This window comes from Vibrio coralliirubri, from assembly GCF_024347375.1.
GTDB classification, from domain to species: Bacteria; Pseudomonadota; Gammaproteobacteria; order Enterobacterales; family Vibrionaceae; genus Vibrio; species Vibrio coralliirubri.
Genome location: NZ_AP025470.1, coordinates 3,641,106 through 3,667,869, shown reverse-complemented (window position 1 = coordinate 3,667,869; position 26,764 = coordinate 3,641,106). Strand labels below are relative to the sequence as shown.

The 26,764-nt window shown below is 46.5% G+C and carries 24 protein-coding genes; 11 read left to right on the top strand and 13 right to left on the bottom strand.

Translation table 11 applies throughout. From position 1 onward, the window contains the following. Nucleotides 1-14 precede the first annotated feature (14 nt). The 7 genes from atpH to OCV20_RS16585 all read left to right on the top strand — a co-directional run bounded on the left by atpH (nt 15) and on the right by OCV20_RS16585 (nt 8,279). Nucleotides 15-548 (top strand): F0F1 ATP synthase subunit delta, encoded by a 534-nt coding sequence (gene atpH, locus OCV20_RS16615; RefSeq protein ID WP_048618352.1) that lies wholly within the window; start codon nt 15-17, stop codon nt 546-548. 13 nt (nt 549-561) lie between these two features. Beyond that, nucleotides 562-2,103, top strand: coding sequence for a F0F1 ATP synthase subunit alpha (gene atpA / locus OCV20_RS16610; RefSeq protein ID WP_010433235.1), 1,542 nt, complete (start codon nt 562-564; stop codon nt 2,101-2,103). A 48-nt stretch (nt 2,104-2,151) separates the two neighbouring features. Further along, nucleotides 2,152-3,018, top strand: coding sequence for a F0F1 ATP synthase subunit gamma (gene atpG / locus OCV20_RS16605; protein WP_016794171.1), 867 nt, complete (start codon nt 2,152-2,154; stop codon nt 3,016-3,018). 34 nt (nt 3,019-3,052) lie between these two features. Next, nucleotides 3,053-4,456: a F0F1 ATP synthase subunit beta gene (gene atpD / locus OCV20_RS16600; protein ID WP_048610850.1), complete on the top strand. Its 1,404-nt coding sequence runs from the start codon at nt 3,053-3,055 to the stop codon at nt 4,454-4,456. 18 nt (nt 4,457-4,474) lie between these two features. Then, nucleotides 4,475-4,897 (top strand): F0F1 ATP synthase subunit epsilon, encoded by a 423-nt coding sequence (locus tag OCV20_RS16595; RefSeq protein ID WP_004735742.1) that lies wholly within the window; start codon nt 4,475-4,477, stop codon nt 4,895-4,897. A 183-nt stretch (nt 4,898-5,080) separates the two neighbouring features. Next, complete coding sequence (gene glmU / locus OCV20_RS16590; protein WP_086775437.1) at nt 5,081-6,439, top strand: bifunctional UDP-N-acetylglucosamine diphosphorylase/glucosamine-1-phosphate N-acetyltransferase GlmU; 1,359 nt, start codon at nt 5,081-5,083, stop codon at nt 6,437-6,439. Nucleotides 6,440-6,659: 220 nt separating this feature from the next. Continuing rightward, nucleotides 6,660-8,279: a sensor domain-containing diguanylate cyclase gene (locus OCV20_RS16585; RefSeq protein WP_086775451.1), complete on the top strand. Its 1,620-nt coding sequence runs from the start codon at nt 6,660-6,662 to the stop codon at nt 8,277-8,279. 71 nt (nt 8,280-8,350) lie between these two features. Here the strand turns inward: OCV20_RS16585 and punC are convergent, their stop codons facing one another. Next, entirely contained in the window at nt 8,351-9,562 is a 1,212-nt protein-coding gene (punC, locus tag OCV20_RS16580) for a purine nucleoside transporter PunC (RefSeq protein WP_086775438.1), read from the bottom strand. A gap of 163 nt (nt 9,563-9,725) precedes the next feature. Between punC and punR the strand changes: the two genes are divergently transcribed. Beyond that, nucleotides 9,726-10,640 carry a DNA-binding transcriptional activator PunR gene (gene punR, locus OCV20_RS16575; protein ID WP_086775439.1) on the top strand — a complete coding sequence of 305 codons (915 nt, stop codon included), beginning with the start codon at nt 9,726-9,728 and terminating at the stop codon, nt 10,638-10,640. 100 nt (nt 10,641-10,740) lie between these two features. On the opposite strand, the gene ilvA is transcribed toward punR, so the two are convergent. The 5 genes from ilvA to ilvG are packed head-to-tail and all read right to left on the bottom strand — an operon-like array spanning nt 10,741 to nt 17,076. Beyond that, complete coding sequence (gene ilvA / locus OCV20_RS16570) at nt 10,741-12,285, bottom strand: threonine ammonia-lyase, biosynthetic (RefSeq protein ID WP_050622186.1); 1,545 nt, start codon at nt 12,283-12,285, stop codon at nt 10,741-10,743. Nucleotides 12,286-12,287: 2 nt separating this feature from the next. After that, nucleotides 12,288-14,129, bottom strand: a complete 1,842-nt coding sequence (gene ilvD / locus OCV20_RS16565) for a dihydroxy-acid dehydratase (protein WP_048610861.1) — start codon at nt 14,127-14,129, stop codon at nt 12,288-12,290. Between the two features lie 33 nt (nt 14,130-14,162). After that, nucleotides 14,163-15,131 (bottom strand): branched-chain amino acid transaminase, encoded by a 969-nt coding sequence (locus OCV20_RS16560; protein WP_050622187.1) that lies wholly within the window; start codon nt 15,129-15,131, stop codon nt 14,163-14,165. A gap of 12 nt (nt 15,132-15,143) precedes the next feature. Further along, nucleotides 15,144-15,428, bottom strand: a complete 285-nt coding sequence (gene ilvM / locus OCV20_RS16555) for an acetolactate synthase 2 small subunit (RefSeq protein WP_017055442.1) — start codon at nt 15,426-15,428, stop codon at nt 15,144-15,146. A 1-nt stretch (nt 15,429) separates the two neighbouring features. Then, nucleotides 15,430-17,076, bottom strand: coding sequence for an acetolactate synthase 2 catalytic subunit (ilvG, locus tag OCV20_RS16550; protein ID WP_050633566.1), 1,647 nt, complete (start codon nt 17,074-17,076; stop codon nt 15,430-15,432). Nucleotides 17,077-17,548: 472 nt separating this feature from the next. Between ilvG and OCV20_RS16545 the strand changes: the two genes are divergently transcribed. Then, nucleotides 17,549-19,072 (top strand): YifB family Mg chelatase-like AAA ATPase, encoded by a 1,524-nt coding sequence (locus OCV20_RS16545; protein WP_086775440.1) that lies wholly within the window; start codon nt 17,549-17,551, stop codon nt 19,070-19,072. A 63-nt stretch (nt 19,073-19,135) separates the two neighbouring features. Here the strand turns inward: OCV20_RS16545 and OCV20_RS16540 are convergent, their stop codons facing one another. The 6 genes from OCV20_RS16540 to OCV20_RS16515 form a co-directional block, all read right to left on the bottom strand. Further along, the gene (locus OCV20_RS16540) at nt 19,136-20,092 is read right to left on the bottom strand and encodes a DUF2860 domain-containing protein (protein WP_086775441.1); all 957 of its coding nucleotides are present in this window, start codon (nt 20,090-20,092) and stop codon (nt 19,136-19,138) included. 140 nt (nt 20,093-20,232) lie between these two features. Beyond that, a complete protein-coding gene (locus tag OCV20_RS16535) occupies nt 20,233-20,832 on the bottom strand; it encodes a thiol:disulfide interchange protein DsbA/DsbL (RefSeq protein ID WP_048610871.1) in 600 nt (199 codons plus the stop codon). Nucleotides 20,833-20,887: 55 nt separating this feature from the next. Next, on the bottom strand, nt 20,888-21,874 hold the full coding sequence (locus tag OCV20_RS16530) for a serine/threonine protein kinase (RefSeq protein WP_086775442.1): 987 nt from the start codon (nt 21,872-21,874) through the stop codon (nt 20,888-20,890). A gap of 73 nt (nt 21,875-21,947) precedes the next feature. Next, nucleotides 21,948-23,366, bottom strand: a complete 1,419-nt coding sequence (ccoG, locus tag OCV20_RS16525; protein WP_065584151.1) for a cytochrome c oxidase accessory protein CcoG — start codon at nt 23,364-23,366, stop codon at nt 21,948-21,950. Between the two features lie 326 nt (nt 23,367-23,692). Further along, nucleotides 23,693-23,956, bottom strand: a complete 264-nt coding sequence (locus OCV20_RS16520; protein WP_009848104.1) for a YihD family protein — start codon at nt 23,954-23,956, stop codon at nt 23,693-23,695. Nucleotides 23,957-24,087: 131 nt separating this feature from the next. After that, entirely contained in the window at nt 24,088-24,255 is a 168-nt protein-coding gene (locus OCV20_RS16515; protein WP_004739323.1) for a hypothetical protein, read from the bottom strand. Nucleotides 24,256-24,538: 283 nt separating this feature from the next. Between OCV20_RS16515 and OCV20_RS16510 the strand changes: the two genes are divergently transcribed. Continuing rightward, nucleotides 24,539-25,330 carry a sporulation protein gene (locus OCV20_RS16510; RefSeq protein WP_048610874.1) on the top strand — a complete coding sequence of 264 codons (792 nt, stop codon included), beginning with the start codon at nt 24,539-24,541 and terminating at the stop codon, nt 25,328-25,330. Between the two features lie 156 nt (nt 25,331-25,486). After that, the gene (gene trhA, locus OCV20_RS16505; RefSeq protein ID WP_048611214.1) at nt 25,487-26,140 is read left to right on the top strand and encodes a PAQR family membrane homeostasis protein TrhA; all 654 of its coding nucleotides are present in this window, start codon (nt 25,487-25,489) and stop codon (nt 26,138-26,140) included. Here the strand turns inward: trhA and OCV20_RS16500 are convergent. Further along, nucleotides 26,137-26,742 (bottom strand): DUF3157 family protein, encoded by a 606-nt coding sequence (locus OCV20_RS16500; RefSeq protein WP_048611212.1) that lies wholly within the window; start codon nt 26,740-26,742, stop codon nt 26,137-26,139. The two genes, trhA and OCV20_RS16500, sit on opposite strands and share 4 nt — an antisense overlap. Nucleotides 26,743-26,764: the final 22 nt, after the last annotated feature.

Below are 26,764 nucleotides of genomic sequence, written 5' to 3'. Positions count from 1 at the left end.
GCAAGGGGCTGTATATGTCTGATTTGACTACAATCGCACGCCCCTATGCTAAAGCAGCGTTTGACTTTGCGGTAGATAAAGGTGAGCTAGACCAATGGGGTCAGATGCTTACTTTTGCTGCCGAAGTGGCACAAAATGATGATGTTCATAATTTATTAAGCGGTTCTATGACTGCTGAAAAATTAGCTGAAGTATTCATTGTAATTTGTGGCGAACAATTTGATGAATTCGGTCAGAACTTAATTAAAGTGATGGCAGAGAATGGCCGCTTAATGGCTTTTCCTGATGTTTGTAAAGAGTTCTTTATACTCAAAAAAGAGTATGAGAAAGAGATCGACGTTGAAGTAACTTCAGCGGTTGAACTTTCTGAAGAACAATGCGCAGAGATCAGCAGCAAATTGGAACAGCGCTTAGCGCGCAAAGTTCAGCTGAATTGCAGTATAGATGAGACTCTACTTAGTGGAGTTATTATTCGAGCCGGAGACCTAGTCATCGATAACTCAGCGCGCAGTCGTTTAGACCGCCTGAGCGATGCATTGCAGTCTTAATGGGGATTGGAGCATGCAACTTAATTCCACTGAAATTAGCGATCTAATTAAACAACGTATTGAATCTTTCGACGTTGTTAGTGAAGCTCGCAATGAAGGTACTATCGTTTCTGTAAGCGATGGCATCCTTAGCATCCACGGCCTAGCGGACGTGATGCAAGGTGAAATGATCGAACTACCGGGTGGCCGTTACGCTCTAGCACTAAACTTGAACCGTGATTCGGTTGGTGCTGTTGTAATGGGCCCGTATGCTGACCTACAGGAAGGCATGAAAGTTACAGGTACTGGTCGTATTCTAGAAGTACCAGTTGGTCCTGAAATGCTTGGTCGTGTTGTAAACACGCTAGGTGAGCCAATTGATGGTAAAGGTCCAATCGAAGCTAAATTGACTTCGCCTGTAGAAATTATCGCACCAGGTGTAATCGACCGTAAATCGGTAGATCAACCTGTTCAAACTGGTTACAAGTCTGTTGACTCAATGATCCCTATCGGTCGTGGTCAACGTGAACTAGTAATCGGTGACCGTCAGACTGGTAAAACAGCAATGGCGATCGATGCGATTATTAACCAAAAAGATTCTGGTATTTTCTCTATCTACGTAGCTATCGGCCAAAAAGCGTCGACTATTGCTAACGTAGTTCGCAAACTAGAAGAGCACGGCGCACTAGCAAACACTGTTGTTGTTGTTGCATCTGCTTCTGAATCTGCAGCGCTGCAATACCTTGCACCGTATGCTGGTTGTGCGATGGGCGAATACTTCCGTGATCGCGGTGAAGATGCACTGATTGTTTATGATGATCTATCTAAGCAAGCTGTAGCTTACCGTCAAATCTCGCTACTACTTAAGCGTCCACCAGGTCGTGAAGCGTTCCCAGGTGATGTTTTCTACCTTCACTCTCGTCTACTAGAGCGTGCTGCTCGTGTAAGCGAAGCATACGTAGAAAAATTCACTAACGGTGAAGTGACAGGCAAGACTGGTTCTTTAACTGCTCTACCTATCATCGAAACGCAAGCTGGTGACGTATCTGCATTCGTACCAACGAACGTAATCTCGATTACTGATGGTCAGATCTTCCTACAAACTGAGCTATTCAACGCGGGCGTACGTCCAGCTGTTGACCCAGGTATCTCAGTTTCTCGTGTAGGTGGTTCGGCGCAGACTAAAATCATCAAGAAGCTATCTGGCGGTATCCGTACTGCTCTAGCTCAATACCGTGAACTTGCAGCATTTGCTCAGTTCTCTTCGGATCTTGATGAAGCGACTAAGAAGCAGCTAGACCACGGTCAAAAAGTTACAGAACTGATGAAGCAGAAGCAATACGCTCCTATGTCTGTATTTGACCAAGCTCTAGTAATCTTCGCTGCAGAGCGTGGATACCTTCAAGACGTTGAACTTTCTAAAGTTCTAGACTTTGAAGCTGCTTTACTGTCGTTTGCTCGTGGTCAATATGCCGATCTAGCAACACAGATCGACACAACGGGTGCTTTCAATAAAGAAATCGAAGCTGAGCTGAAGAAGCTTGTTGACGATTTCAAGGCAACCCAGACCTGGTAATTGGTAGGTGGTCTTAGGGCCACCTCATACCATTAACGGAGAGTAACGATGGCCGGCGCAAAAGAGATACGTAATAAAATCGGTAGTGTTAAAAGCACACAGAAGATTACGAAAGCAATGGAAATGGTAGCAGCTTCAAAAATGCGTCGTTCTCAAGACGCAATGGAAGCTACTCGTCCATATGCAGAAACAATGCGTAAAGTGATCGGTCATTTGGCTAATGGTAGCCTCGAGTATAAGCATCCTTATCTTGAGGAACGTGAAGCCAAACGTGTTGGTTACATCATCGTTTCTACAGACCGTGGTCTTTGTGGTGGTTTGAACATTAACTTGTTCAAAAAAGCCATGAACGACATGAAAGATTGGTCTGAGAAAGGTGCTGACGTTGAACTTGCAATTGTAGGTTCAAAAGCGACAGCATTTTTCAACAACAGCGGCGCGAAAGTAGCAGCTCAAGTTTCTGGCCTGGGCGATCGTCCAAGCCTTGAAGACTTGATTGGCTCTGTAAGCGTTATGCTGAAGAAATATGATGAAGGCGAATTAGATCGCCTGTTCGTAGTGTTCAACAAGTTTGAAAACACTATGGTTCAAGAACCAACGATCGATCAATTACTTCCTTTGCCTAAATCAGACAGCGAAGAAATGAAACGCAGTCATTCTTGGGACTACATTTATGAGCCCGAGCCAAAACCACTACTAGATGCACTATTGGTTCGCTATGTCGAATCTCAAGTGTACCAAGGTGTGGTTGAGAACCTTGCTTGTGAGCAAGCGGCTCGAATGATTGCAATGAAATCAGCAACAGATAACGCTGGTGACATTATTGATGACTTAGAACTTGTGTATAACAAAGCGCGTCAAGCGGCGATTACACAAGAACTTTCTGAGATCGTTTCAGGCGCAGCTGCGGTTTAAGCTTAGGTAAAACTAAATAGTTAGAGGATTAACGATGGCTACAGGTAAGATCGTACAGATCATCGGTGCGGTAGTCGACGTAGAGTTCCCACAGGGTGAAGTACCTCGTGTATACGACGCTCTGAATGTTAATGAAGTACAAGAACGTCTAGTTCTTGAAGTTCAGCAACAACTTGGCGGTGGCGTAGTTCGCGCAATCGTAATGGGTAGCTCTGATGGTTTACGTCGTGGTTTGACAGTTGAAAATACTGGCGCTCCAATCTCAGTACCAGTAGGTACTAAGACATTGGGTCGTATCATGAACGTCCTAGGTGACGCGATTGATGAGTGTGGCGAGATTGGTGCTGAAGAGCATTACGCCATTCACCGTGAAGCTCCAAGCTACGAAGAGCAGTCTAACGAGACAGCTCTTCTAGAAACTGGTGTTAAAGTAATCGACTTGATTTGTCCATTCGCTAAGGGTGGTAAAATCGGTCTATTCGGTGGTGCTGGTGTAGGTAAGACCGTTAACATGATGGAACTTATCAACAACATCGCACTTCAACACTCAGGCCTATCTGTATTTGCAGGTGTAGGTGAGCGTACTCGTGAAGGTAACGATTTCTACTTTGAGATGCAGGAAGCAGGTGTTGTAAACATCGAAAAACCTGAAGAATCAAAAGTAGCGATGGTTTACGGTCAGATGAACGAGCCACCAGGTAACCGTCTACGTGTTGCACTGACTGGTCTAACAATGGCAGAGCGCTTCCGTGACGAAGGTCGTGACGTTCTACTGTTCGTTGATAACATCTACCGTTACACACTAGCAGGTACTGAAGTATCAGCACTTCTAGGTCGTATGCCTTCTGCGGTAGGTTACCAACCTACACTAGCTGAAGAAATGGGTGTTCTACAAGAGCGTATCACGTCAACTAAATCTGGTTCTATCACGTCTGTACAGGCGGTATACGTACCAGCGGATGATTTGACTGACCCGTCTCCAGCAACAACGTTCGCTCACTTGGATGCAACGGTTGTACTTAACCGTAACATCGCATCTATGGGTCTATACCCAGCGATCGACCCGCTAGATTCTACTTCACGTCAACTGGATCCATTGGTAGTTGGACAAGAGCACTACGACATCGCTCGTGGCGTTCAGTCTACTCTTCAGCGCTATAAAGAGCTGAAAGATATCATTGCTATCCTAGGTATGGACGAGCTATCTGAAGAAGATAAGCAAGTTGTATCTCGTGCTCGTAAGATTGAGAAGTTCCTAACTCAGCCTTACCACGTAGCGGAAGTATTTACAGGTGACCCAGGCGTTTACGTACCTCTTAAAGAGACTCTACGTGGCTTCCAAGGTCTTCTATCTGGTGAATACGATGACATTCCAGAGCAAGCGTTCATGTACTGTGGTGCAATTGACGAAGCTATTGAGAATGCTAAGAAGCTATAAGGCTAACTAGGAGGCGATATGGCAGCAATAACCTTTCACCTAGACGTTGTAAGTGCAGAGAAACAAATTTTCTCAGGCCTTGTTGAGACGTTTCAGGTGACCGGTAGTGAGGGTGAGCTTGGTATTTTCCATGGTCATACTCCACTGCTGACCGCTATCAAGCCTGGTATGGTGCGTATTGTTAAGCAGCACGGCCACGAAGAAATTATTTATGTTTCTGGTGGTATGGTAGAAGTTCAGCCTGGTACAGCGACTGTACTGGCTGATACAGCTATCCGTGGTGAAGAGCTAGACGCAGCAAAGGCGGAAGAAGCTAAACGCAAGGCTGTGGAGAATATCCAAAATCAGCATGGCGACATAGACTTCGCACAAGCGGCCGGTGAACTGGCTAAAGCCATTGCTCAGTTACGAGTTATCGAACTGACAAAACAGCGTCGTTAATCTTTTTAAGATTATAGACTCTGAGATAAAGGCGACCTAAGGGTCGCCTTTTTGCATTTTTGATTTTCTCAAAAATGCTTCTTTTACGTATCACTACTGGTTAAATGGTTATTGCGATTTAATTTTTTGGCCAAAAACGGTTACAATATCGGCTTAACAAAAATAATGTTGGATAGGTTTACAATGAAGTTTAGCGCAGTAATTCTCGCGGCGGGCAAAGGCACTCGCATGTATTCAAACATGCCAAAGGTTCTGCACACGCTTGCGGGTAAGCCAATGGTGAAACATGTTATCGATACCTGTAATGGTCTAGGCGCCCAAAACATCAACCTGGTTTACGGACACGGTGGTGATCAGATGAAGGCTACCCTAGCTGAAGAATCTGTAAACTGGGCACTGCAAGCTGAGCAGCTCGGCACAGGTCACGCTGTGGATCAAGCATCTGCACATTTCGCTGATGATGAAAAAGTATTGGTGCTATACGGTGATGTTCCACTGATCTCACCTGAAACCATTGAAAACCTATTAGACGCTCAACCAAACGGTGGCATCGCGCTACTTACTGTCGTGTTAGACAACCCAATGGGCTACGGACGTATTATTCGTCGTAATGGTCCTGTTGTGGCTATCGTTGAACAGAAAGATGCAACGGATGAGCAGAAGCTTATCAAAGAGATCAACACTGGCGTTATGGTGGCGACTGGTGGCGATCTGAAGCGCTGGTTGTCTGGCCTAAGCAACGACAACGCACAGGGTGAATACTACCTAACTGACGTTATCGCAGCGGCTCACGACGAAGGTCGTGCGGTTGAAGCTGTACACCCAGTAAGCCCTATTGAAGTGGAAGGCGTGAATGACCGCTCTCAACTGGCTCGTCTAGAGCGTGCTTACCAAGCTGAGCAAGCAGACAAGTTATTGAAGCAAGGCGTAATGCTACGCGACCCAAGCCGCTTCGATCTACGTGGTGAACTGCAATGTGGTATGGACGTTGAGATTGATACTAACGTTATCATCGAAGGCAGCGTAAGCATTGGCGACAACGTGGTTATCGGCACTGGTTGTGTATTGAAAGACTGTGAGATTGATGACAACACCATTGTTCGTCCATACAGCGTGATCGAAGGTGCAACAGTAGGTGAAGACTGTACGGTTGGTCCTTTTACTCGTCTACGTCCTGGTGCTGACATGCGTAATAACTCGCACGTTGGTAACTTTGTCGAAGTGAAGAACACTCGCCTTGGTGAAGGTTCTAAAGCGAACCACTTAACGTATCTAGGTGATGCTGAAATTGGTCAGCGCGTAAACGTGGGTGCGGGTGCAATTACTTGTAATTATGATGGTGCGAATAAGTTTAAGACCATCATCGGCGATGACGTGTTCGTTGGTTCAGATAGCCAATTAATAGCGCCTGTTACGATTGGTAATGGTGCTACCGTTGGAGCTGGCTCTACAGTAACACGCGATGTTTCTGAAAATGAGCTGGTTATCAGCCGTGCGAAAGAACGTAAGATTGCTGATTGGAAACGTCCAACTAAGAAATAATCTCTAACGTTCAAAAGATATTCTTAAGAAAGCCAGTAGCATCGCTACTGGCTTTTTTGTATCGGTCACTCACTGCTAACAAAATAATCAATTTGGCAATTGTATTTTTTTAATAGATTGTTAATATTCGGGCAGTAGTTCGGTATAAATGGGTTGATGTACGGTGATATTGGTTGAAAAGAAATGGCAAACATTGCCGATCATTATTTTGTCTTTTTCAATGTTAATAGGTCTCTATGGCTTTTATGTAACGTTGGAAAAGCTGGTTGTTGAGAATGAGCGTGATCATCTTGTCTCTTTGATGTCAGACGTTATCTATGAAATTCGTGAAGATAGTCAGTTATTTACGGCTGATATGGATGTAGATGATTACATCGGAGACTTAACGCAAGCCAACACTCGACTCCGAATTCAAGTGATCAGTCCCGATGGTGTCGTGATTGGTGATACGGATCTTTCAGACCATGCACTAGCTAGAGTTGAAAATCACGGTAACCGCCCCGAATTCAAGCAAGCCCTTCAACAAGGTACTGGCAGTGATGTCCGTTTTAGTACCGTTACCTCCATCGACCGAATCTATTATTCAATGAAAGAGAGCGTTAACGGGCGAGATTTCGTTATCGTGATCTCTTCGCCAATGCATCAACTGAAACAGATGAACTTCCAATTGATGGGGATTCTGGTTGGTATGGTGTTACTGAGTTTGAGCTTCTTGATCGGCACCTCTTACGTAAGCAATCGCCAAATTGTTCATCGAGTGGAAGAAGAACAGAAGAAGCAAGATGAACGCATTCGCCAACGAACCCACGAAATCGAGTTGATGCACCGCCTCGCAAATATGCTTGCAGCGTGTAACAACATGGTGGAAGCACAGCAGATCGTGTCGGATATCTTGCCGCGAATTCTTGGTAACGTGAACGGCAGTGTTTCTTTGATGCGCGCATCGCGTAACCAGTTGATCACTCAGCTCGATTGGGGAGAGACTTGGCCGGGAAGCGCGAGTTTTGCTCCAGAAGAGTGCTGGTCACTGCGTAAAGGCCGTGCACATCAATCGAATGATGATTTCCACTCGTTAACCTGTGGTCACATGCATGAGATGGAAAACAACCAAACCCTGTGTATTCCGTTGACGGCACACGGCAACACCATCGGCATCATGCACCTTTATTTTGGTGTCGGTGACATCAAGATTGACCCGATTACTGAGCAACTAGCTTTCAGTGTTTCCGAGCATTTAGGCTTGGCATTGGCTAACCTGAGCCTGCAAGAGAAGCTTCGCTCACAAGCATTAAGCGATCCGCTGACTGGTTTATTCAACCGTCGTTTCTTCGAACAAAAACTAGAAGAGCACTCAATGAATTCGGCCACCAGCGAGCAGCCATTATCGCTATTGATGCTCGATTTGGATCACTTCAAACGCTTCAATGACAACTTTGGTCATGATGCGGGTGACTTCGTATTGAAAGAGATCAGTGCGCTACTCAAACAGAGTGTCAGCGAAGACGAGATTGCTTGCCGACTCGGTGGTGAGGAGTTAGCGGTACTGCTTCCACATTATTCAATGCAAGAAGCGACGGAGTTTGGTCAAACCTTGTGTGATGCGGTGCGTTCAATGCACCTTGAGCACAAAGGCCTATCGCTAGGGCAGCTTGGAGTTTCAATTGGTGTGGCCACATATCCTAAGCCAGCCTCTGATACCGAGTCTCTGGTTAAGATGGCCGATAATGCTTTGTACATGGCGAAAGATATGGGCCGCAGCCGAGTGGTTAACTATGATGAATACAGCCGTCATAAAGCGCCTGCGTTAGAAGTCGTCGATGGTGACGTTGCTGAAAAATAAGTAGAAGTGAAATTTAGATATAAAAAAAGAGCGAGTAATCTCGCTCTTTTTTGTTTTCGTTAATCCAGAAATTAGTCTTGCTTCTCGTCAGCGACCACTCGAGAGTTGTCTGGCGTCGCGAAGTGTTCAGAAAGTTCTTTGTTCGAAACAATATAGCCAACCCACAATGCACCCAAACAGATCACAACTGCAATACCCGTCGCACTTAGTGCTTGGCTAGCCATTGCCGCGACCAATGCACTTGATAGGCCACTGATGCTGATTTGCAGGCTGTTTTGTAGACCAGCAGCTGTCGCAGGGCTCTGTTTAGCGCTTGATAGGGCGCGGTTTACTACGATTGGGTAAAGTGCACCGTTTGCGACAGCAATCAAACAGAAAGGTGCTAGTAAAGGCCAGATTGACGTCAGTTCCCACTGTGATGCGATAAAGATAAGCATCGCCGCTACGCTGAACAAACCGATAAGGTTTCTTAGTACAACGCTATCGCCATATTTCTTCACTGCTTGCTTACCGAAGTAACCACCTGCCATGAACGCGATTGTTTGTGGGATGAAGCTTAGGCCGATGTCTTTTGCTTCATAACCTAGTTGAGCCATGATCTCTGGCATACCCGTTAGGTAAGCGAAGAACGCTGCAGATGCCGAAGCAAACATTAAAACATTACCCATGTAAGGCTTTGATTTAAGCAACATCTTGATGTCTGTCTTAATCGATGTCTGTTTTACTTCAGGCGCTTCTTTTGGTTGAGCCATTGTTGTCGCCACTAGCAGTGCACCCATCAAGGTTAATGTGATGAAGATGCTGTGCCAGCCAAAGCTATCCGCCAGTAAAACACCTAGCTGAGGTGCTAATGCAGGAGATAACGCGACCAAAGGCATTATGGTTGCAAAAATTTGCTGGCTACTGCTTTGTGAGTAACGCTTGATAACCATTGCTTGCCAGATTACCGCTGGAGCACATACACCTATCGCTTGAATGAAGCGTAGTGTCAGTAGGTGCCATACCTCGGTGCTGAATGCTAAGCCGAATGAAGCTGCAGTAAAGATAACAAGACCAACCGCCAACGTATTACGGTGACCATATTTGTCACTCGCTAGGCCCCAAAGAAGCTGACCCATTGCCATACCGCCAAGGAATACCGTTAGAGACAGAGCAATTTGCTCTGGGCCGGTTGCGAAATCAACTTCCATTGCCTTAAATGCAGGAAGATACATATCGGTCGCAATAAAGCCAAGCATTGAAAGAACTGCAAGGTAGACCAATTGAAATTTAGAAATATTCATAAGATGCCATTAAGCTAAAGGTAGTGATGTTTTTATCATCAAAAAAATTGTTTGATATACAGAAGTGAAAGCCCCTGTTTATTTATGCTGACATTCTATTTTTCGAACCTGATAAAATAAAACGCTAAAATATGTGGTTATCAATCAAAAAATTTGAAGGCTTATGTTCTCTAAATCCTCTTTAGAAATGCTCGATACGGTAGCTCGCTTAGGCAGTTTTACTGCGGCGGCAGAACAATTGCACAAAGTACCATCGGCGATCAGCTACGGTGTTAGACAGGTTGAGCAAGAACTGGATGTTCTACTCTTCAGACGTTTACCAAGAAAAGTAGAGCTGACACCGGCAGGTGAATTGTTCATTGAAGAGGCACGTGCGTTACTGAGGCAGATGGAAGAAGTCAGTGCCCAGACTCGCCGAGCGGCGCGTGGCTGGAAGAAAACCTTGCGCCTAACGCTCGATAACGTGGTTAAGCTCGACAAGATGAAGCCGATGATTGAAGAGTTCTACCAAACCTTTGAGTTTGCAGAGCTTCAGATCAACATGGAGGTGTTTAATGGCTCTTGGGAGGCGATTGCACAGGGCCGGGCGGATATTGTGATTGGCGCAACCTCAGCGATACCGGTCGGTGGCGACTTTGAGGTTAAAGATATGGGACGCCTAGATTGGGCGTTTGTGATGTCGCCAAGCCACCCGTGCGTGCGAGAGCAAAACCTCAATGAAGCCTTTGTCAGTCAATATCCCGCGATCTGTTTGGATGATACCTCCAGCGTGCTTCCTAAGCGACACACAGGCCACTACTCAAGTCAAAGACGCCTGTTGTTACCTAATTGGTATAGCGCCATAGAGTGCCTTAAAAATGGAGTCGGGGTGGGTTATATGCCGAGGCACATTGCCGCGCCTATTATCGAACAAGGCCTGCTGGTGGAGAAAATACTGCCGGAACCGAGCCCGCAGAGTCATTGTTGTTTGGTGTGGCGAAAAGACGATAACCATAAACTGATCGAATGGATGGTGAAGTACTTAGGATCGAGTGAGCAACTTCACCAAGATTGGTTGGATCATCGCAAGGCGATCTAATGATCTGTTTACAAGAAGATCCTTTTCAAGCTTAAGCTGAATCAGCACCAATAAAAAGAGCGAGTAAATACTCGCTCTTTTTTGATCCGGTCGTTAACTCTTAAGACAAGAAGAACTTGTAGGAAGGGTTATCGGTTTCATCTTTACACTGATAGCCAAGCTCTCGTAGATGTGTCGAGAACTGAGCCAAATCATCATCATCAAGCTCAAAGCCACACAATACACGACCGTAGTCGGCACCGTGGTTACGATAATTGAACAGGCTGATATTCCAGTGGGTACCTAAGGTATCAAGGAATTTAATCAATGCACCTGGGTATTCTGGGAACTCAAAGCTGTATAGACGTTCTTTCAGAGGTTTCGATGGTTTACCGCCAATCATGTAGCGAATGTGCAGTTTTGCCATCTCGTCATCAGACAGGTCGACAACTGGGTAGCCGCCCTCGCGTAGGTCGTTGATGATGTGTTCGAGTTCTTCTTGGCCACCTTGTAGACGTACACCAACGAAGATATTCGCGAGGCTTTCGTCGTTGTGGCGGTAGTTAAACTCAGTCACCGCTCGACCACCAATGATATTACAGAACTCTAGGAATGCCCCTTGTCGCTCTGGAATCGTGACCGCAAGTAGACCTTCTCGCTTCTCACCCAGCTCACAACGTTCGGAGACATAACGTAGACCGTGGAAGTTGGTGTTAGCACCAGACAGTACCGTTGCCAATTGCTTGTCTTGCAGTTGGTTCTGCTCAGCAAATTTCTTCAAGCCAGCCAGAGCAAGCGCTCCTGAAGGTTCAGCAATCGCACGAGTGTCTTCAAAGATATCTTTCACCGCAGAGCAGATCTCATCACTAGAGACTGCAACGTGACCGTCAATGTATTGCTGGCAAAGGCGGAATGTCTCTTCGCCAATGCGTTTAACCGCAACACCATCAGCAAACATGCTGACCTGATCCAGTACCACAGGTTCACCAGCATCGAGAGCCGCTTTTAAGCAAGACGAATCTTCAGGTTCTACTGCAATGACTTTAATCTCTGGCATCAGTTGCTTAACTAGCACAGCTACACCAGCAGCCAAGCCACCACCGCCAACCGGCACAAAGATGTAATCCATGTGACCATTCTGCTGCAGCATCTCCATACCCATCGTACCTTGCCCTGCAATCACCAGTGGGTGATCGAAAGGAGGCACAAAGGTAAAGCCATGTTCAGCAGAAAGACGCTCGGCCTCTGCCTTGGCTTCATCAAAGTTGCTGCCGTGCAAAACAACGTTACCGCCAAATCCACGTACCGCATCAACTTTTATGTCTGGCGTGGTTTTTGGCATCACAATCGTAGTTTGGATACCCAACTTAGAACCAGACAGCGCCATACCTTGAGCATGATTACCCGCCGATGCAGCAATCACACCCGCGGCTTTTTGCTGCTCAGAAAGGCTTGATACCATGTTGTAGGCGCCGCGTAGCTTGAACGAGTGCACCGGCTGACGGTCTTCTCGCTTAAGCTGAACCTGATTACCAATACGCGCGCTTAAACGCGGCATATCCTGTAGAGGTGTCACGATTGCCGCTTCGTAAACCGGCGCTCTCAGGATCTGACGCAGGTAATCTGCGCCAGTTTGTTTCTGGGGACTGGAGGTGTCATCACTCATAGTTAGCCCTCAAGTTTAGACTTATCACGTACTGCGCCTTTGTCGGCACTGGTCGCCATGCTTGCGTAAGCCTTCAGTGCAAAAGACACTTCACGCTGACGGTTTTCTGGTTTCCAGCCTAGTGCATCTTGCTTAACACGACGTGCTTCAAGCTCTGCTTCAGGCACATCAAGTGTGATTGAGCGGCTAGGGATGTCGATAGTGATAATATCGCCCGTGTTCACTAGACCAATCACACCGCCACTTGCTGCTTCTGGAGAAGCGTGGCCGATAGACAGACCTGATGTACCACCAGAGAAACGTCCGTCAGTTAGAAGAGCACAAGACTTACCTAGACCCATAGATTTTAGGTAAGTGGTTGGGTAGAGCATTTCTTGCATGCCCGGACCACCTTTAGGACCTTCGTAACGGATAACAACCACTTCGCCTGCTTTTACTTTACCCGCTAAGATACCGTCTACTGCTGTGTCTTGGCTTTCGAATACGATTGCAGGGCCTTGGAACTTAAGGTTTTCTTCATCAACACCCGCGGTCTTAACGATACAACCATCAACGGCGATGTTACCTGAAAGTACCGCTAGGCCACCTTCTTGGCTGAATGCGTTCTCTTTGGTACGAATACAACCATCGACGCGGTCATCATCAAGGCGATCCCAACGACAATCTTGTGAGAAAGCTTTGGTAGTACGGATACCAGCAGGGCCTGCGCGGAAGAACTTAAGCACGGCTTCGTCTTCTGTCTGCATGATGTCATATTGAGCAAGTTGCTCTTGCATGCTTAGACCAAGAACGGTGCGAGTTTGGTTGTTCAATAGACCTGCACGATCAAGCTCACCTAGGATAGCCATTACACCACCAGCACGGTGAACATCTTCCATGTGGTATTTAGGCGTTGAAGGCGCAACCTTACATAAGTGTGGGACGCGGCGAGACATCTCGTCGATATCACCCATATCAAAATCAATCTCACCTTCTTGAGCTGCCGCTAAAAGGTGAAGTACTGTGTTACTTGAACCGCCCATCGCGATATCTAGCGCCATTGCATTATCAAAGGCTGCGCGGTTAGCGATGTTGCGTGGCAGTGCTGATTCGTCATCTTGCTCGTAGTAACGCTTAGTTAGGTCAACGATACGTTTACCGGCATTGATGAACAGCTCTTCACGGTCTGCGTGCGTTGCTAGCATAGAACCGTTACCTGGCTGAGATAGGCCAAGCGCTTCTGTTAGACAGTTCATTGAGTTCGCTGTGAACATACCTGAACATGAACCACATGTTGGACATGCAGAACGCTCCACTTGCTCACTTTGCTCATCAGAAATGGTTGGATCGGCACCCTGAATCATCGCGTCAACAAGGTCTAGCTTGATGATTTGATCTGAAAGTTTGGTTTTACCCGCTTCCATTGGGCCACCAGACACAAAGATCACTGGGATGTTAAGACGCATTGCTGCCATCATCATTCCCGGAGTGATTTTGTCACAGTTAGAGATACACACCATCGCATCTGCACAGTGCGCATTGACCATGTATTCTACTGAATCTGCGATAAGCTCACGTGATGGCAGTGAGTACAGCATGCCGCCGTGACCCATTGCGATACCATCATCAACTGCGATGGTGTTGAACTCTTTAGCGATACCGCCCGCTTTCTCGATTTCACCCGCAACCAGTTGACCCATGTCTTTAAGGTGAACGTGGCCTGGTACAAATTGAGTGAACGAGTTTACAACTGCGATGATTGGCTTACCGAAGTCATCATCTTTAACGCCAGTTGCACGCCATAAAGCGCGCGCACCAGCCATGTTGCGTCCGTGGGTAGTCGTTGCTGAACGATAGATTGGCATTGCTTAAATCCTTATAAAATATTTGGCTGTTGCTTACTTAGCTGTTTGCGTTTGGTTTTCTGAAGTTTGGTCTGCTGGGTAAACATAATCTAACCAGCCCCACTTATCTTCAGTGGTTCCATTGAATAGACCAAAGTAAGCCGCTTGAACTTTTTCAGTGATAGGGCCGCGTTTGCCTTCACCTACTGTAATTTTGTCTACGCTGCGAACCGGAACGATCTCGGCAGCTGTGCCTGTCATGAAGACTTCATCGGCAAGGTATAGCGCTTCACGAGCAATGTTCTCTTCACGGATCTCATAACCCATGTCTTTTGCTAGTGTCATGATCGAATCACGAGTGATACCCGGCAGAATTGCGCTGGTCGCTGGTGGCGTTGATAGCACGCCGTTACGTACCACAAAGATATTCTCACCAGCCCCTTCAGAAAGGTAACCATCAACACTCAGAGCGATGCCTTCATCGTAACCATGACGACGAGCTTCACCACCAACTAACAGTGAAGATAGGTAGTTACCACCGGCTTTTGCTGCGGTTGGGATCGTGTTTGGCGCAGCACGGTTCCAGCTAGAAATCATCGCATCAACGCCATTTTCTAGCGCTTCTTCGCCTAGGTAAGAACCCCAAGGGAAAGCAGCGATGATCAGCTCCATCTCTGTGTTTTCTGGTGGGCAGACACCCAAACCAACGTTACCTACGAAACCTAGAGGGCGGATGTACGCTGACTCTAGCTTATTTTGGCGTAGCGTTTCGCGAGTCGCTTCCATAATTTCTTCCTCAGTGTAAGGAATAGGGAAGCGGTAGATTTTTGCTGAATCTTTTAGGCGCTTAGCATGTTCAGGGTGACGGAAGATAACCGGCCCCTTTGGTGTGTTGTAGCAACGAACACCTTCAAACACAGAAGTACCGTAGTGCATTGCGTGAGTCAGGACGTGAACGTTCGCCTCTGCCCAAGGAACCATCTCACCGTTAAACCAAATATAGTCTGCTGTTTTAGCTGTCATGTTTGCGGTTCCTTATGCGTTTATCTTTTGTTGTAAGTTGTTGTTTGGCAGTTCATTACGGCTGATCGAGATAACGTCAACGGTACGCACATCCCACAGCTTTTCGATTTGGTTTACCAAGAAAGAGATCGGACGGTCACTGTCTACGATGATCTCAACACTCGCCACTTTGCTTTCGTGGTTTTGAGTGCCCGCAACTTGCTTAACAATGAAGCCACGGTGGCGGATAACACGAAGAACACGCTCTAGTAGTACAGGCTTATCATCGGCTTTGATGTCTAATAGGTATCTTTTCATGTTATGTGTTCTCCAACATCTCACTGTTTGAAGCACCTGGCGGTACTAGTGGCCATACGTTTTCTTCTTCATCGATAAGAACATGAAGTAGGTAAGCGGTTTTGCTCTCTAGCATCTCTTTCAATGCTGGTTCTACTTCTTCTTTACGAGTGATGGTTTTGCCCGGGATATCGAACGCTTTCGCGAGCATCACGAAATCTGGGTTGTCATCCAAGATAGTTTCACTGTGGCGGCCATCAAAGAACAGCGATTGCCATTGGCGAACCATGCCCAAACGAGAGTTATTAAGCAGTACCATCTTCACTGGGATCTGACGACGCTTCAATGTACCAAGCTCTTGAATGTTCATCATGAACGAGCCGTCACCAGAGATAAGTATAGATTGGTCATCAGGACGCCCAACCGATGCACCCATTGCAGCTGGCAAGCCAAAGCCCATGGTGCCTAAACCGGCAGAGGTAATGAAGTTCTGTGGATCGCGCGGCTGAATGTGCTGAGCTGCCCACATTTGGTGTTGGCCCACATCGGTCGAAACGATAGAGCTTGCTGGCATCATGTCTGATAGTTGCTTCAACAACAGTGGAGCAAAGATCAGATCGCCAGGGTGGTCGTAACGCCATTTGAATGAGCTACGAAGGCCTTCAGAGTGGTGAACCCAAGAGGAGATGTCTTGGCTTAGCTCTAGTTGAGGCATGATCTTGTTGATGTCACCGCGAATTGGCGCATTGGCAAGACGCAGTTTGCTGAACTCAGCGGCATCGATATCGATATGGATAACCTTAGCATGCGGTGCAAAGGTATCGAGTTTGCCTGTTACTCGGTCATCAAAACGAGCACCAACAACAATCAGTAGGTCACTCTCTTGAACCACAAGGTTAGCAGCTTTGGTGCCGTGCATACCCAGCATACCAAGGTAGTGTGGGTCATCACGTTCGATAGTGCCCAAGCCTTTCAGTGTGCTTACTGCTGGCATTGGGTTAAGGCGTAAAAACTCACGAACCGCATCGGTTGCTTTAGCAAGTTGAACACCACCACCTACGTATAAAACAGGACGGGTTGCTTGAGACAAAAAGTACTGTGCCTGTTCAATGGCATCAGTTGTCGCAACAGGAATTGCAGGTGGAGTAAATTCAGGAAGAGCGTTAACAGGTGCTTCTGCTAGTTGAACATCTTTAGCGATATCGACGATAACCGGGCCAGGGCGGCCAGACTTTGCTACCACAAACGCTTCTGCGAGGGTTGGAGCAAGATCTTCAATATCAGTTACTAGGTAGCTGTGTTTAGTACATGACAGAGACATACCAATCACATCCATTTCTTGGAATGCATCGGTACCAATGTGGGAACTTGCAACCTGACCTGTGATTGCAACCATTGGGATAGAGTCCATAAAGGCATCAGCAAGGCCAGTGACTAGGTTGGTAGCACCTGGGCCAGACGTTGCCATGCAAACAGCGACATCTTGTGTTGCACGAGCCATGCCGATCGCGGCCATAGCAGCGCCTTGCTCATGACGACATAGGATATGTTCAACCCCGCCGTCATAGAGTGCATCGTAGATTGGCATGATGGCACCACCTGGGTAACCAAATACGGTCTCAATTCCTTGTTGCTTGAGTGCGGATACGACTAGTTCTGCGCCTTTCATCGGAATTCTCCCGTATTACCTTTATTTTGGTAACTGTTTCCTTTGTCTCTGCACATCTTGTGCTCCCATTCTTCCTGTAAATCGGCAAAGCCGAAAATGCTCAAAAATATAAAAATCGAATGTTTAAATTAGAAAAAACCCCCGGACTTGTCAGTGCGGGGGTTTTTTCTAATTCGTGGTTACTTTCTTCCCACTCGCCCCCGCGCAGTCTTAATAATGACTACGATAATCAGGTTAATCAGTGCGTAAATGCGAGCGTTAAAAATCATAATATTCGAGTTTTCTCGTTTATTGTCTTCAGTAAATGTCTACATCTCTAGTGTTATCACACAAATCTGCCGCATGACAAGGAAAATGTCATTCTTTTTTCACATTAAAACACCATTCCACCAAGCTATATAACAACCTTATAGCTTTGGTGAGCAACGAATATCCAGAGCGAATACTTTTAAATCAAAGACAAAGGAAAGTTATGGGACTCGCGATAATTCATAGCCGAGCTAGTGTGGGTGTAGAGGCGCCAGAAGTGACCGTTGAGGTCCATATAAGCAACGGAATGCCTGGCTTTACGCTGGTGGGTCTGCCTGAAACAACGGTCAAGGAATCTAAAGATCGAGTGAGAAGTGCCATCATCAATTCTCGCTTTGAGTTTCCATCAAAAAGAATCACGGTCAACCTCGCCCCTGCCGATTTGCCCAAAGAAGGGGGCCGTTTCGACCTGCCAATCGCGCTTGGAATTTTAGTGGCATCGGATCAGCTTCCGACATCAAAAATAGCTCAGCATGAATTCATCGGTGAGTTGGCGTTGTCAGGAGAATTACGCTCAGTAAAGGGCGTGTTGCCAGCGACGTTAGCCGCCGATAGTGTCGAGCGATGTTTAGTTGTCCCACATCATAACGGTGATCAGGCTGCGCTGGTGGGCAAGGGAGCGCATAAATCAGCACAAACCTTGTTGGAGGTTTGCGCTGACATGTGTGGACAGGCTCAGCTTGGCCTATATAGAACAGAACATCATCAGACTGATGTTTCAGAGCTTCGCGACCTACAAGATATTATCGGCCAACAACAAGGCAAGCGAGCTCTGGAGATAGCCGCTGCTGGGAATCACAACTTACTGTTCCTTGGCCCGCCCGGAACAGGCAAGACTATGCTCGCTTCTCGACTGCGTGACCTGTTACCTGAAATGAGTGATGACGAGGCGATGGAAACCGCGTCGGTGGCCTCGTTAACGCAACAAGAGATCAATCAATACAACTGGAAACAACGACCTTTTCGGTCTCCTCACCATTCCAGTTCGATGGCGGCATTGGTCGGTGGAGGCTCGGTGCCTCGCCCCGGAGAGATCTCTTTGGCGCATAACGGCTTATTGTTCTTGGATGAAATGCCGGAGTTTGAGCGCAAGGTGCTTGATTCATTGCGAGAGCCACTAGAGTCTGGTGAGATCATTATCTCCCGTGTTGCGGGCAAAACTCGTTTCCCTGCTCGTTTCCAGTTAGTGGGTGCACTCAATCCAAGTCCAACTGGTTATTACGAAGGTAATCAGGCGCGCGCCAACCCACAGATCATCCTGCGTTACCTTAATCGCTTATCTGGCCCTTTGCTGGATCGATTCGATATGTCGTTAGAGATCCCTCTGTTGCCAAAAGGAATGTTAGCCGAAGGTGGCGACCGCGGTGAAACGACTCAAGTAGTTAGGCAAAGGGTCAAACAGGCTCGAGAGTTGATGCTATCTCGCAACCATAAATCGAATGCACTGTTAGGTAGCCGAGAAATTGAGAAGTATTGCCCATTGAGGCGTGAGGATGCGGAGTTTCTGGAAACGGCGTTGCACCGATTAGGTTTATCGATTCGTGCTTATCATCGAATCATTAAGGTGGCACGAACCATTGCCGACCTTGACGGTAACGAGCAGATCGAAAAGAAGCATCTATCGGAAGCGCTAGGCTATCGCGCGATGGATCGCTTGCTGAAACAACTCATGGCTCAAGCTGTCTAGCAAGCAGAAAAAAGCCTGCTTAGATGCAGGCTTTCGTTGGATTGCAGTTCATACTCGCTAAGGTTAGAACTTGTAGTTCAAGCCAACTGAAACGATATATTGCGATTCGTCGTAGAAGGTAATGTTCGAGTCGCTGGTGCCGTAGCCCGCCAGTGAAATAAACGACCAGTTTTCCCAATCCATGAATTGATCATATTCATAGGCGGCGAATAGATTGATGTTGTCGTCGCTACGTTTCGTATTGTTGAACAAAGAGCTACCCGCATCGTAATCTCGTTGGTTGTAACCAGCGGTTAGAGCATATTGGTGACGACCTACGGTGCCGAATAGGCTCACTTCTGCACCAATTTGGTCGTAAGACTCAGCTTTACCATCTGCATCACGTGTTTGGTAAATGATAGATGGAATAAGCATCATGGTACGACTCAGAGGCTGTCGATACTGGCCTTTAAGGTAGAAGGTATCCGCATCACGCTTTAGTTCATCGGGCACATCATCTTGCTCAACATCTTTGGTTGCGTAAGCCATGTCTAGCGAGAAAGCTGAGCCCGCAATGCTGCTTAACTTCAAACGAAAGGCATTGCCAGTCTCATCGGTCTTTGTGCGAGCTGATGTGGTGTTGTACGGATCAGCCCAGGTATCACCTGACATAATGGTCGGCAGCAGTGAAGCGTCGATCACCATGCCTGACTCAAGCTGGTATTTATAACCAACCTCTAGCACAACAGTACCCGTTGCTATGTCATCACGAGCGGTACCCGTGTAAACCTGATGGTTTAGCTTTTCACCGAAGGTATAAGCAACGCTGCCTAAAGGGGCGACAAGAAACGAGCTTTCTGAAGAAGCCTTCTGATCTGTGGATGAAAGATTGCTATCAGCATCGGTATTAAAGTTCGAGGTGGAAGAGGCAACCCCGGTATTTATAGAGATTTCACCACTGAAACCTTGTTGGTCTGCAAGCTTGGCAAAAGCAGGAGAAGCCGCAACGCTCAATGCCAAGAGAGTTATTTTTATTTTCATTTAAGGGCTCCTTGCCCACCGATTCTTAGGACGGGTTATTAATATCAGCAAAGCACTGCGTTTTCTGGCTGATTATTTATCAATAATGATTTTTGAACTAGCAAAAAAAAAGGAAGCCGAAGCTTCCTTTCATCAATGGCTTACTTCTTTAATAAGAAGTTCACGAGCTCGAAGTACTCATCAAGAGAGTTGATACCTTGAGCTTCTACTAGGTAGCGGTTGTTAACCACAACAGCGGGTACACCTGAAAGGCCGCTGTCTTTGAATGCTTTGTCGAAGCGACGAACCATAGAATCTACAGCAAAGCCGTTGTATGCAGCATCGAATTTCTTCGCATCAACGCCTTCGTCTAAGAAGATTTGACGCAGTTCTTCTTCATCACGTGGTGGCTTGTTCATGGTGTGGATGCGGTTAAACATCACTGGCACCATTTTATCTTCAACTTTCAGTGCAATCATAGTCGCGTAAGCTTTGCTCATTGGCAGACCCATGTTGCCACCCATGAATGAAACATGGTTCTTCTGTAGCTTAGCGTCTTTAGGTAGCTGTTGTTTTAGCTGCTGGATGATTGGCTCAAAGCTATTACAGTGTGGGCAGTAAAAAGAGAAGAACTCTGTCACCATTGGTTTTTTTGATGCTTCTAGGTCGAGAACTTTGTAGTGTTCACCTTCGTTAAATTTCGCAGCGTGAGCTGAAAGGCTCAACATGATCAATGAGAAAAATGCGAATAGCTTTTTCATTTATCCAATCTCCATTATGTTTGAATTTTTATCTAGTTGTATGTTGCGATTGCTGTTACCACTGAGGCATTAACGAAAGTGGTGGCTCTTGCAGGGTAGCAATTTGCTCTTTACAAGCAAGTACTTGTTGCTCCCAATATTTCGGATCATTAAACCACGGGAAGGCCAGAGGAAACGCAGGATCGTGCCATCGTTTCGCCAACCATGCCATGTAATGCACCATACGTAGACCGCGTAGTGGTTCGATTAGTTTCAGTTGTGCGGTATTAAAATCGCAAAATTCTTGGTAACTCTCGAGCAAAATATCCAGTTGCATCAGTTTATCTTGGCGTTCGCCATTAAGCAGCATCCACAGATCTTGTATCGCAGGGCCGTTTCGTGCGTCATCAAGGTCGACGAACATTGGCCCATCGCGCCACAAGATATTGCCAGGGTGGCAGTCACCATGCAGGCGGATATTTTCAATGTTGCTCGGCCACTGGCTCTCTAGCTCTTTGATCAGAAGGTCAACGTCATTGAAGAAGGCATTTTCTAGGTGCGTCGGGATAAACTGAGAGTTCTCTAGAATCTTACGTGGCTGATAAAGGTATTCATCTAAGCTGATGGTCGGGCGATGTTGGAATGTCCTTCCTGCGCTGGCTTTGTGAATACGTCCAAGAAAACGCCCTACGCCTTCCAATTGGTCTAGGTTATCCACCTCATACTGTCTGCCGCCAACACTTTCAAATAGTGCAAATAGGTAGCCTTGGTATTCATGTAAGGTTGCACCGTTGATTCGCATTGGAGGCGCAACCGGCATCTCTTGTTCGATAAGATCGAGTGCGAAGTCATGCTCTTCTTGGATCTGTGCTTTGTTCCAGCGTTGCGGACGATAAAACTTAACGACGTAGCGCTTACGGTCTTCATCGGTGAACTGATAGACACGGTTTTCGTAACTGTTGAGAGCGAGAAGCCCGGATTCAGCGCGAACCCCGATGCTCTCCAGTGCGTACCACATGAAGTCAGGAGTCAGGTTATCAAAGTTAAAGGCTTGCATCGTCATAGAATAAAAAAGGCTCATTACTGAGCCTTTTTCCATTTATTGGGTTGTTATACCAAGCACTAAGGTGCGGGTATCAGAGCTTCTTGATAAAGCGGCTTTCGACTTCCATCGTAAACTCTTCATTATCCGAGAGTATAAACTGAATTGTCGAAACTGGTGAGCTCAGTTTTTCTGGGTCGGCGCCTAAACTGATAGGTAGGTTCAAAACCTCGCCTGGATCGACAGTAATCGTCTGTTTGCCGTACCAGATAGAATCGGGCAGTCCGCTAACATCGAGTTTGTACTCTTGCTCTTGTTGAGTCTTGTTGATCACTTTCAAGGTGTAGGTGTTTTCAACCAACCCTTGGTTATTGACTCTGAACAGCTGGTTTCTATCGCGTAGAACACTTAGGCCGGCAGGGTCAACGCTCGCGATTTGGGCGAAGAACAAGCCCAACATCACGATCAAGATGGCGCCATAGCCCAATAGCTTAGGACGCATTACCTTGGTCGAGTGACCTTCAAGTCTGTGCTCGGTGGTGTAGTTAATCAGGCCTTTCTCGTAGCCCATACGCTCCATGGTGTTGTCACAGGCATCAATACACGCGCCGCAGTTAATACACTCGTATTGTAGGCCATCACGGATATCAATCCCCGTTGGGCACACTTGAACACACAGGTTACAGTCAATACAGTCGCCTAGACCAAGCTCTTTTGGATCGGCTTTACGAGAGCGAGGGCCACGGCTCTCACCACGTTCTGTGTTGTAACCAACAATGAAGGTGTCTTTATCGAACATTGCCGATTGGAAACGCGCGTAAGGACACATGTGCAGACAAACAATTGAACGCATCCAACCTGCATTGGCATAAGTACATCCAGCAAAGAACAGTACCCAAAACACCGGCCAGAAAGACGAGTTAAAGGTAAAGAAGCCAACCACTAACTCTTTGATTGGGATGAAGTAACCAACAAAGGTTAAGCCCGTCGCAATGGCAATCGCCCACCACGCAATGTGTTTGAGGGTTTTTCTGAGGATTAAATTGCTCGTCAGTTTGCCCGAGTCTTGTTTTCTTCGCTTGTTGGCAGCGCCTTCTAGCTTCTCTTCGAACCAGATATACATGAAGGTCCAGACGGTTTGCGGGCATAAATAGCCACACCAGACACGGCCTAAGAAGGTGGTTATGAAGAATAAGCCAAACGCGGCAATCATAAATAGGATCGCGAGTAGGGTCAGATCTTGCGGGTATAAGGTGGTGCCAAAGAAGTTGAACTGTTGGCTGCCTATATCGAGCAAGATCGCTTGGCGTTCACCAAATGGAATCCATGGGATAAGCGCAAAAAGTAAAAGTAAGAACCAACCGCCATAGCGACGCAGTTGTTGGAATTTACCTTTGCTTTCTCGAACATAGATTCGGTTACTTGGGTTAAATCGATCTCCATTACCTTTATGTGTTTTTGGGTTAAAGGTTTTAGGAGTCACATCTTTGATATCGATTTTATCCTGACTCATGGACTATCCTTTTTGTGGCTTGTTTGCCCGGTTAAGTCGGGCATGACGACATTACTTGAAAGTATGGTTTAGAGAACCTGTTGAAATTGAGCTTGGTGCATTTGTTGTTATCGCACTCACTCTTATTATTTTAGAAGATTCTTATGGATGGCGATTATAGCGACAATCTTGTTCTCATTTCTTTAACGCTATCAACCTTTAACAACAAAAGTCATAACAGTTGTGACGAAAAAATAGCGAACAGAAACAAAAAAGCGACCTGGTGGTCGCTTTTTAAAATTGAGTGTTTTATCTATACGGTAATTGAGCTCTAAACAAACGGGCGACTAAAGAAGGCCACGTGCTTTTAGAATTGCGGTTTTGAAATCATCTTCTTGGTCTTTTTTCAGGCCCGGGATCATTTCATCTTTTTCGCTGTTGCGCATTTTTAGGTGGTAGATAAGAACATCGTCAGTCAGTTCTTCAAGCTTGCCTTGGTAGCCCGCTTCTTTTGATAGCTTAATAATGAACTCTAATAGGTTAAGCTCTTGATCTTTCTGCCACTCAGGCTCCATCAGTTCAAGCAGTTCTTCAATGCGGTGACACTTCATACTTTATTTCTCCACAAATTTTATAATGATTTGTGGCTAAGGTATCAAATCGGGTAGGGAATACCAATGTGTAAACACATTTCAAGATGGGAGCGGGCAAGAAAAAAGCGCAGTAAAAACTGCGCTTTTTGTTAAGCGGCTTTAATCACTTTCGTTGTAGTCGGTGCTAATAAAGCAGTCTTCTCAACTAGAGTCATTGTAGGAGCCAATTTCTTAGCCGTTGGAGCAGCAACAAAGCCACTACGACGACGCATCGCACTACGGTTGGTGTGCGAGAACCTGACAGCTGTTGGGCGCATTAATTTACCTAACGGTCAGGCATATCCATTGCCAATCTAATGGCCTGATTTACCATGAGCTCCACCTCAATTGCTTGAAGCGTCACTCGTCTGGCTTTCGCCAATCCGAAGAATAAATCAGGATAATGATATGCATGCATATCAAGGCTTAGATTATCACTATCTAAGTTATCGATCGACGCCTGAGTGATAAATAGACGATATTAGAGCTAAAATAGTGTGAGCAGTATATTTGAGTTTGAACCTCTTTCAGGCTTAAGATGATGCTTTAAAGGAGGTGCATATGTCGTTCTTAAAGAAAACGTTAGCAAGTTTTGGAATTGGATCTGCCAAGGTGGATTCGGTATTGCAACAGGAAGTGCTTTATCCAGGCAAGAAGGCGAGCATTATTGTGCATGTCTATGGTGGCGCTCAGCCACAAGAGATCGACAACATCGATCTCAACTTGTGCTGTCGTTACGTCAAAGAAGTTACCATGAACTCGCAAAGGCAAGAGGGCGGTCAAACACGTCGAATGCACCAGACATACTCGTTGGCCAAATGGAGCCTGCCGTATGCCTTTGTTATTCAGCCGGGTGAAACCCGTGATTTTGAATGTGAGTTTGATGTCCCGCTGAATACACCAGTCACGATTGGTGATTCAAAGGTGTGGCTAGAAACCGGGCTCGATATTGCGATGGCGATTGATCCATCGGATAAAGACATCTTAACGGTGCGCCCTGATGCACTCCTCGATGGTATTTTCAACGAACTTGAAGCTCAAGGGCTGCGCATTCGCCAAGTGGAATGTGAAGCGGTAGAAGGCTTTGAACTGCCATTTGTACAAGAGTTCGAGTTTGTTCCGACGACGGGTCCTTATCATGGCCGTTGGCGTGAGCTTGAGGTTGTTGCCCATCGTGATGAAACTGAGCTTAAGTTGTGGTTTGAGATAGACCGGAATCGCGACGGTGCCAAAGGCATGTTGGCGAGCTTATTGGGAGTGGGTCAGCTACAGCGTCAATTGAGTGTGCCATTGGATACCTCACCGGAAGAAGCCGGCAAGATGGTACTTGAGTATCTAGATAGCGCCTCTTAGTCAGCTTTTTGGTTCTTTAGCTTTAGAGAGCCTAGCCTCATCACATAGTTTAGGCGTCATTAATGTCATAAAAGATGTCATAAAAATTTAAGCTTACACGTGTAAGCTTAATGTGCAATACTAGGTCAATTGAACATTTACTCTAGTAGGATACTCATGTCTGCATCATCAGCGAGCGAATACAGCGACATCGAAGAACGCGCTAACGCGATAACCCATGGCTTGGGCGTCGTGCTTGGCGTGGTTGGTCTGATCTTGCTCCTGGTTCGCGCGTTTGATTTCCAAGCCGACATGTTGACGGTTGCCAGTATGACAATCTATGGCAGCAGCATTATCCTGCTCTTTCTTGCTTCCACGCTTTATCATTCGATCACTACAGAAAAAACCAAGCGTTTATTGAAGACCCTCGATCACTGTGCAATTTACTTACTCATCGCAGGTAGCTACACCCCGTTTTTATTGGTTGGCTTAAGAACCCCATTAGCGATGGGCTTGATGGCGGTTATCTGGGGAATTGCGCTGGTCGGTATCATCATGAAGATTGCCTTCGTCTACCGATTTAAGCGTCTATCGCTGTTCATTTATTTAGCGATGGGTTGGTTGTCGTTGATTGTGGTGTATCAACTGGCGATGAATATTGAGATGGGCGGCTTGGTGTTATTGGCGCTCGGCGGCGTGATCTACTCGTTGGGTGTTATTTTCTATGTGGCCAAACGCATCCCTTACAACCACGCCATCTGGCACTTGTTTGTTTTGGCGGGCTGCGCTTGCCATTTCTTCGCTATTTATTTGTACGTGACTCCGGTTTAGCGAGCCAGTACCTCACTAATCTCAGCTTTAATCTGATATTCAGGGTGTTGTTCTAGGTCGAGCTTGATGAGCTTGCCTTCTTCACCCGTCTTTGGTCGCAGATATGTGTCGGCCATTCGTTTGATTGATTTCCACACTGCAACTTCTTCTTCTGCCAACAACTCACCTTCTGCAGTAAATACGCTGATGTTAAGTGATACCAAAATAACCGCTTGAGTGCCTTGGTTGGTGATGGCTGTCGGAATGATAAGCTCACCATCTTCATAGCGACTTGCACCCAGTACAACATCCACTCCTGACTGAGAGAGCTGTAAGCTAGGCTTTTTACTATTAACCACAATCGTAGTGCCACGCGTGTTCGTTGCGACAGGTACGGCTACGACAGGGGCTGCTGCAATAGGCGCTGCTGAAACAGGCACTGCGATCTCTGATGTTGTCGCTGCTGCTTCCGTTTGCTTCGGTGCCACGTATTGCCAAGTAAAATCATCTTTGAGTAACACTTGTTTGCCATCAGGCAAGGTGACCATTTGATCAGCAAAGGCAGAACTTACGAATACTGAGTTTGCGAGCAATGCGCCAGCGAGAAGTACGTATGATTTCATCTGTGTTTCCTTGATTTTGTGC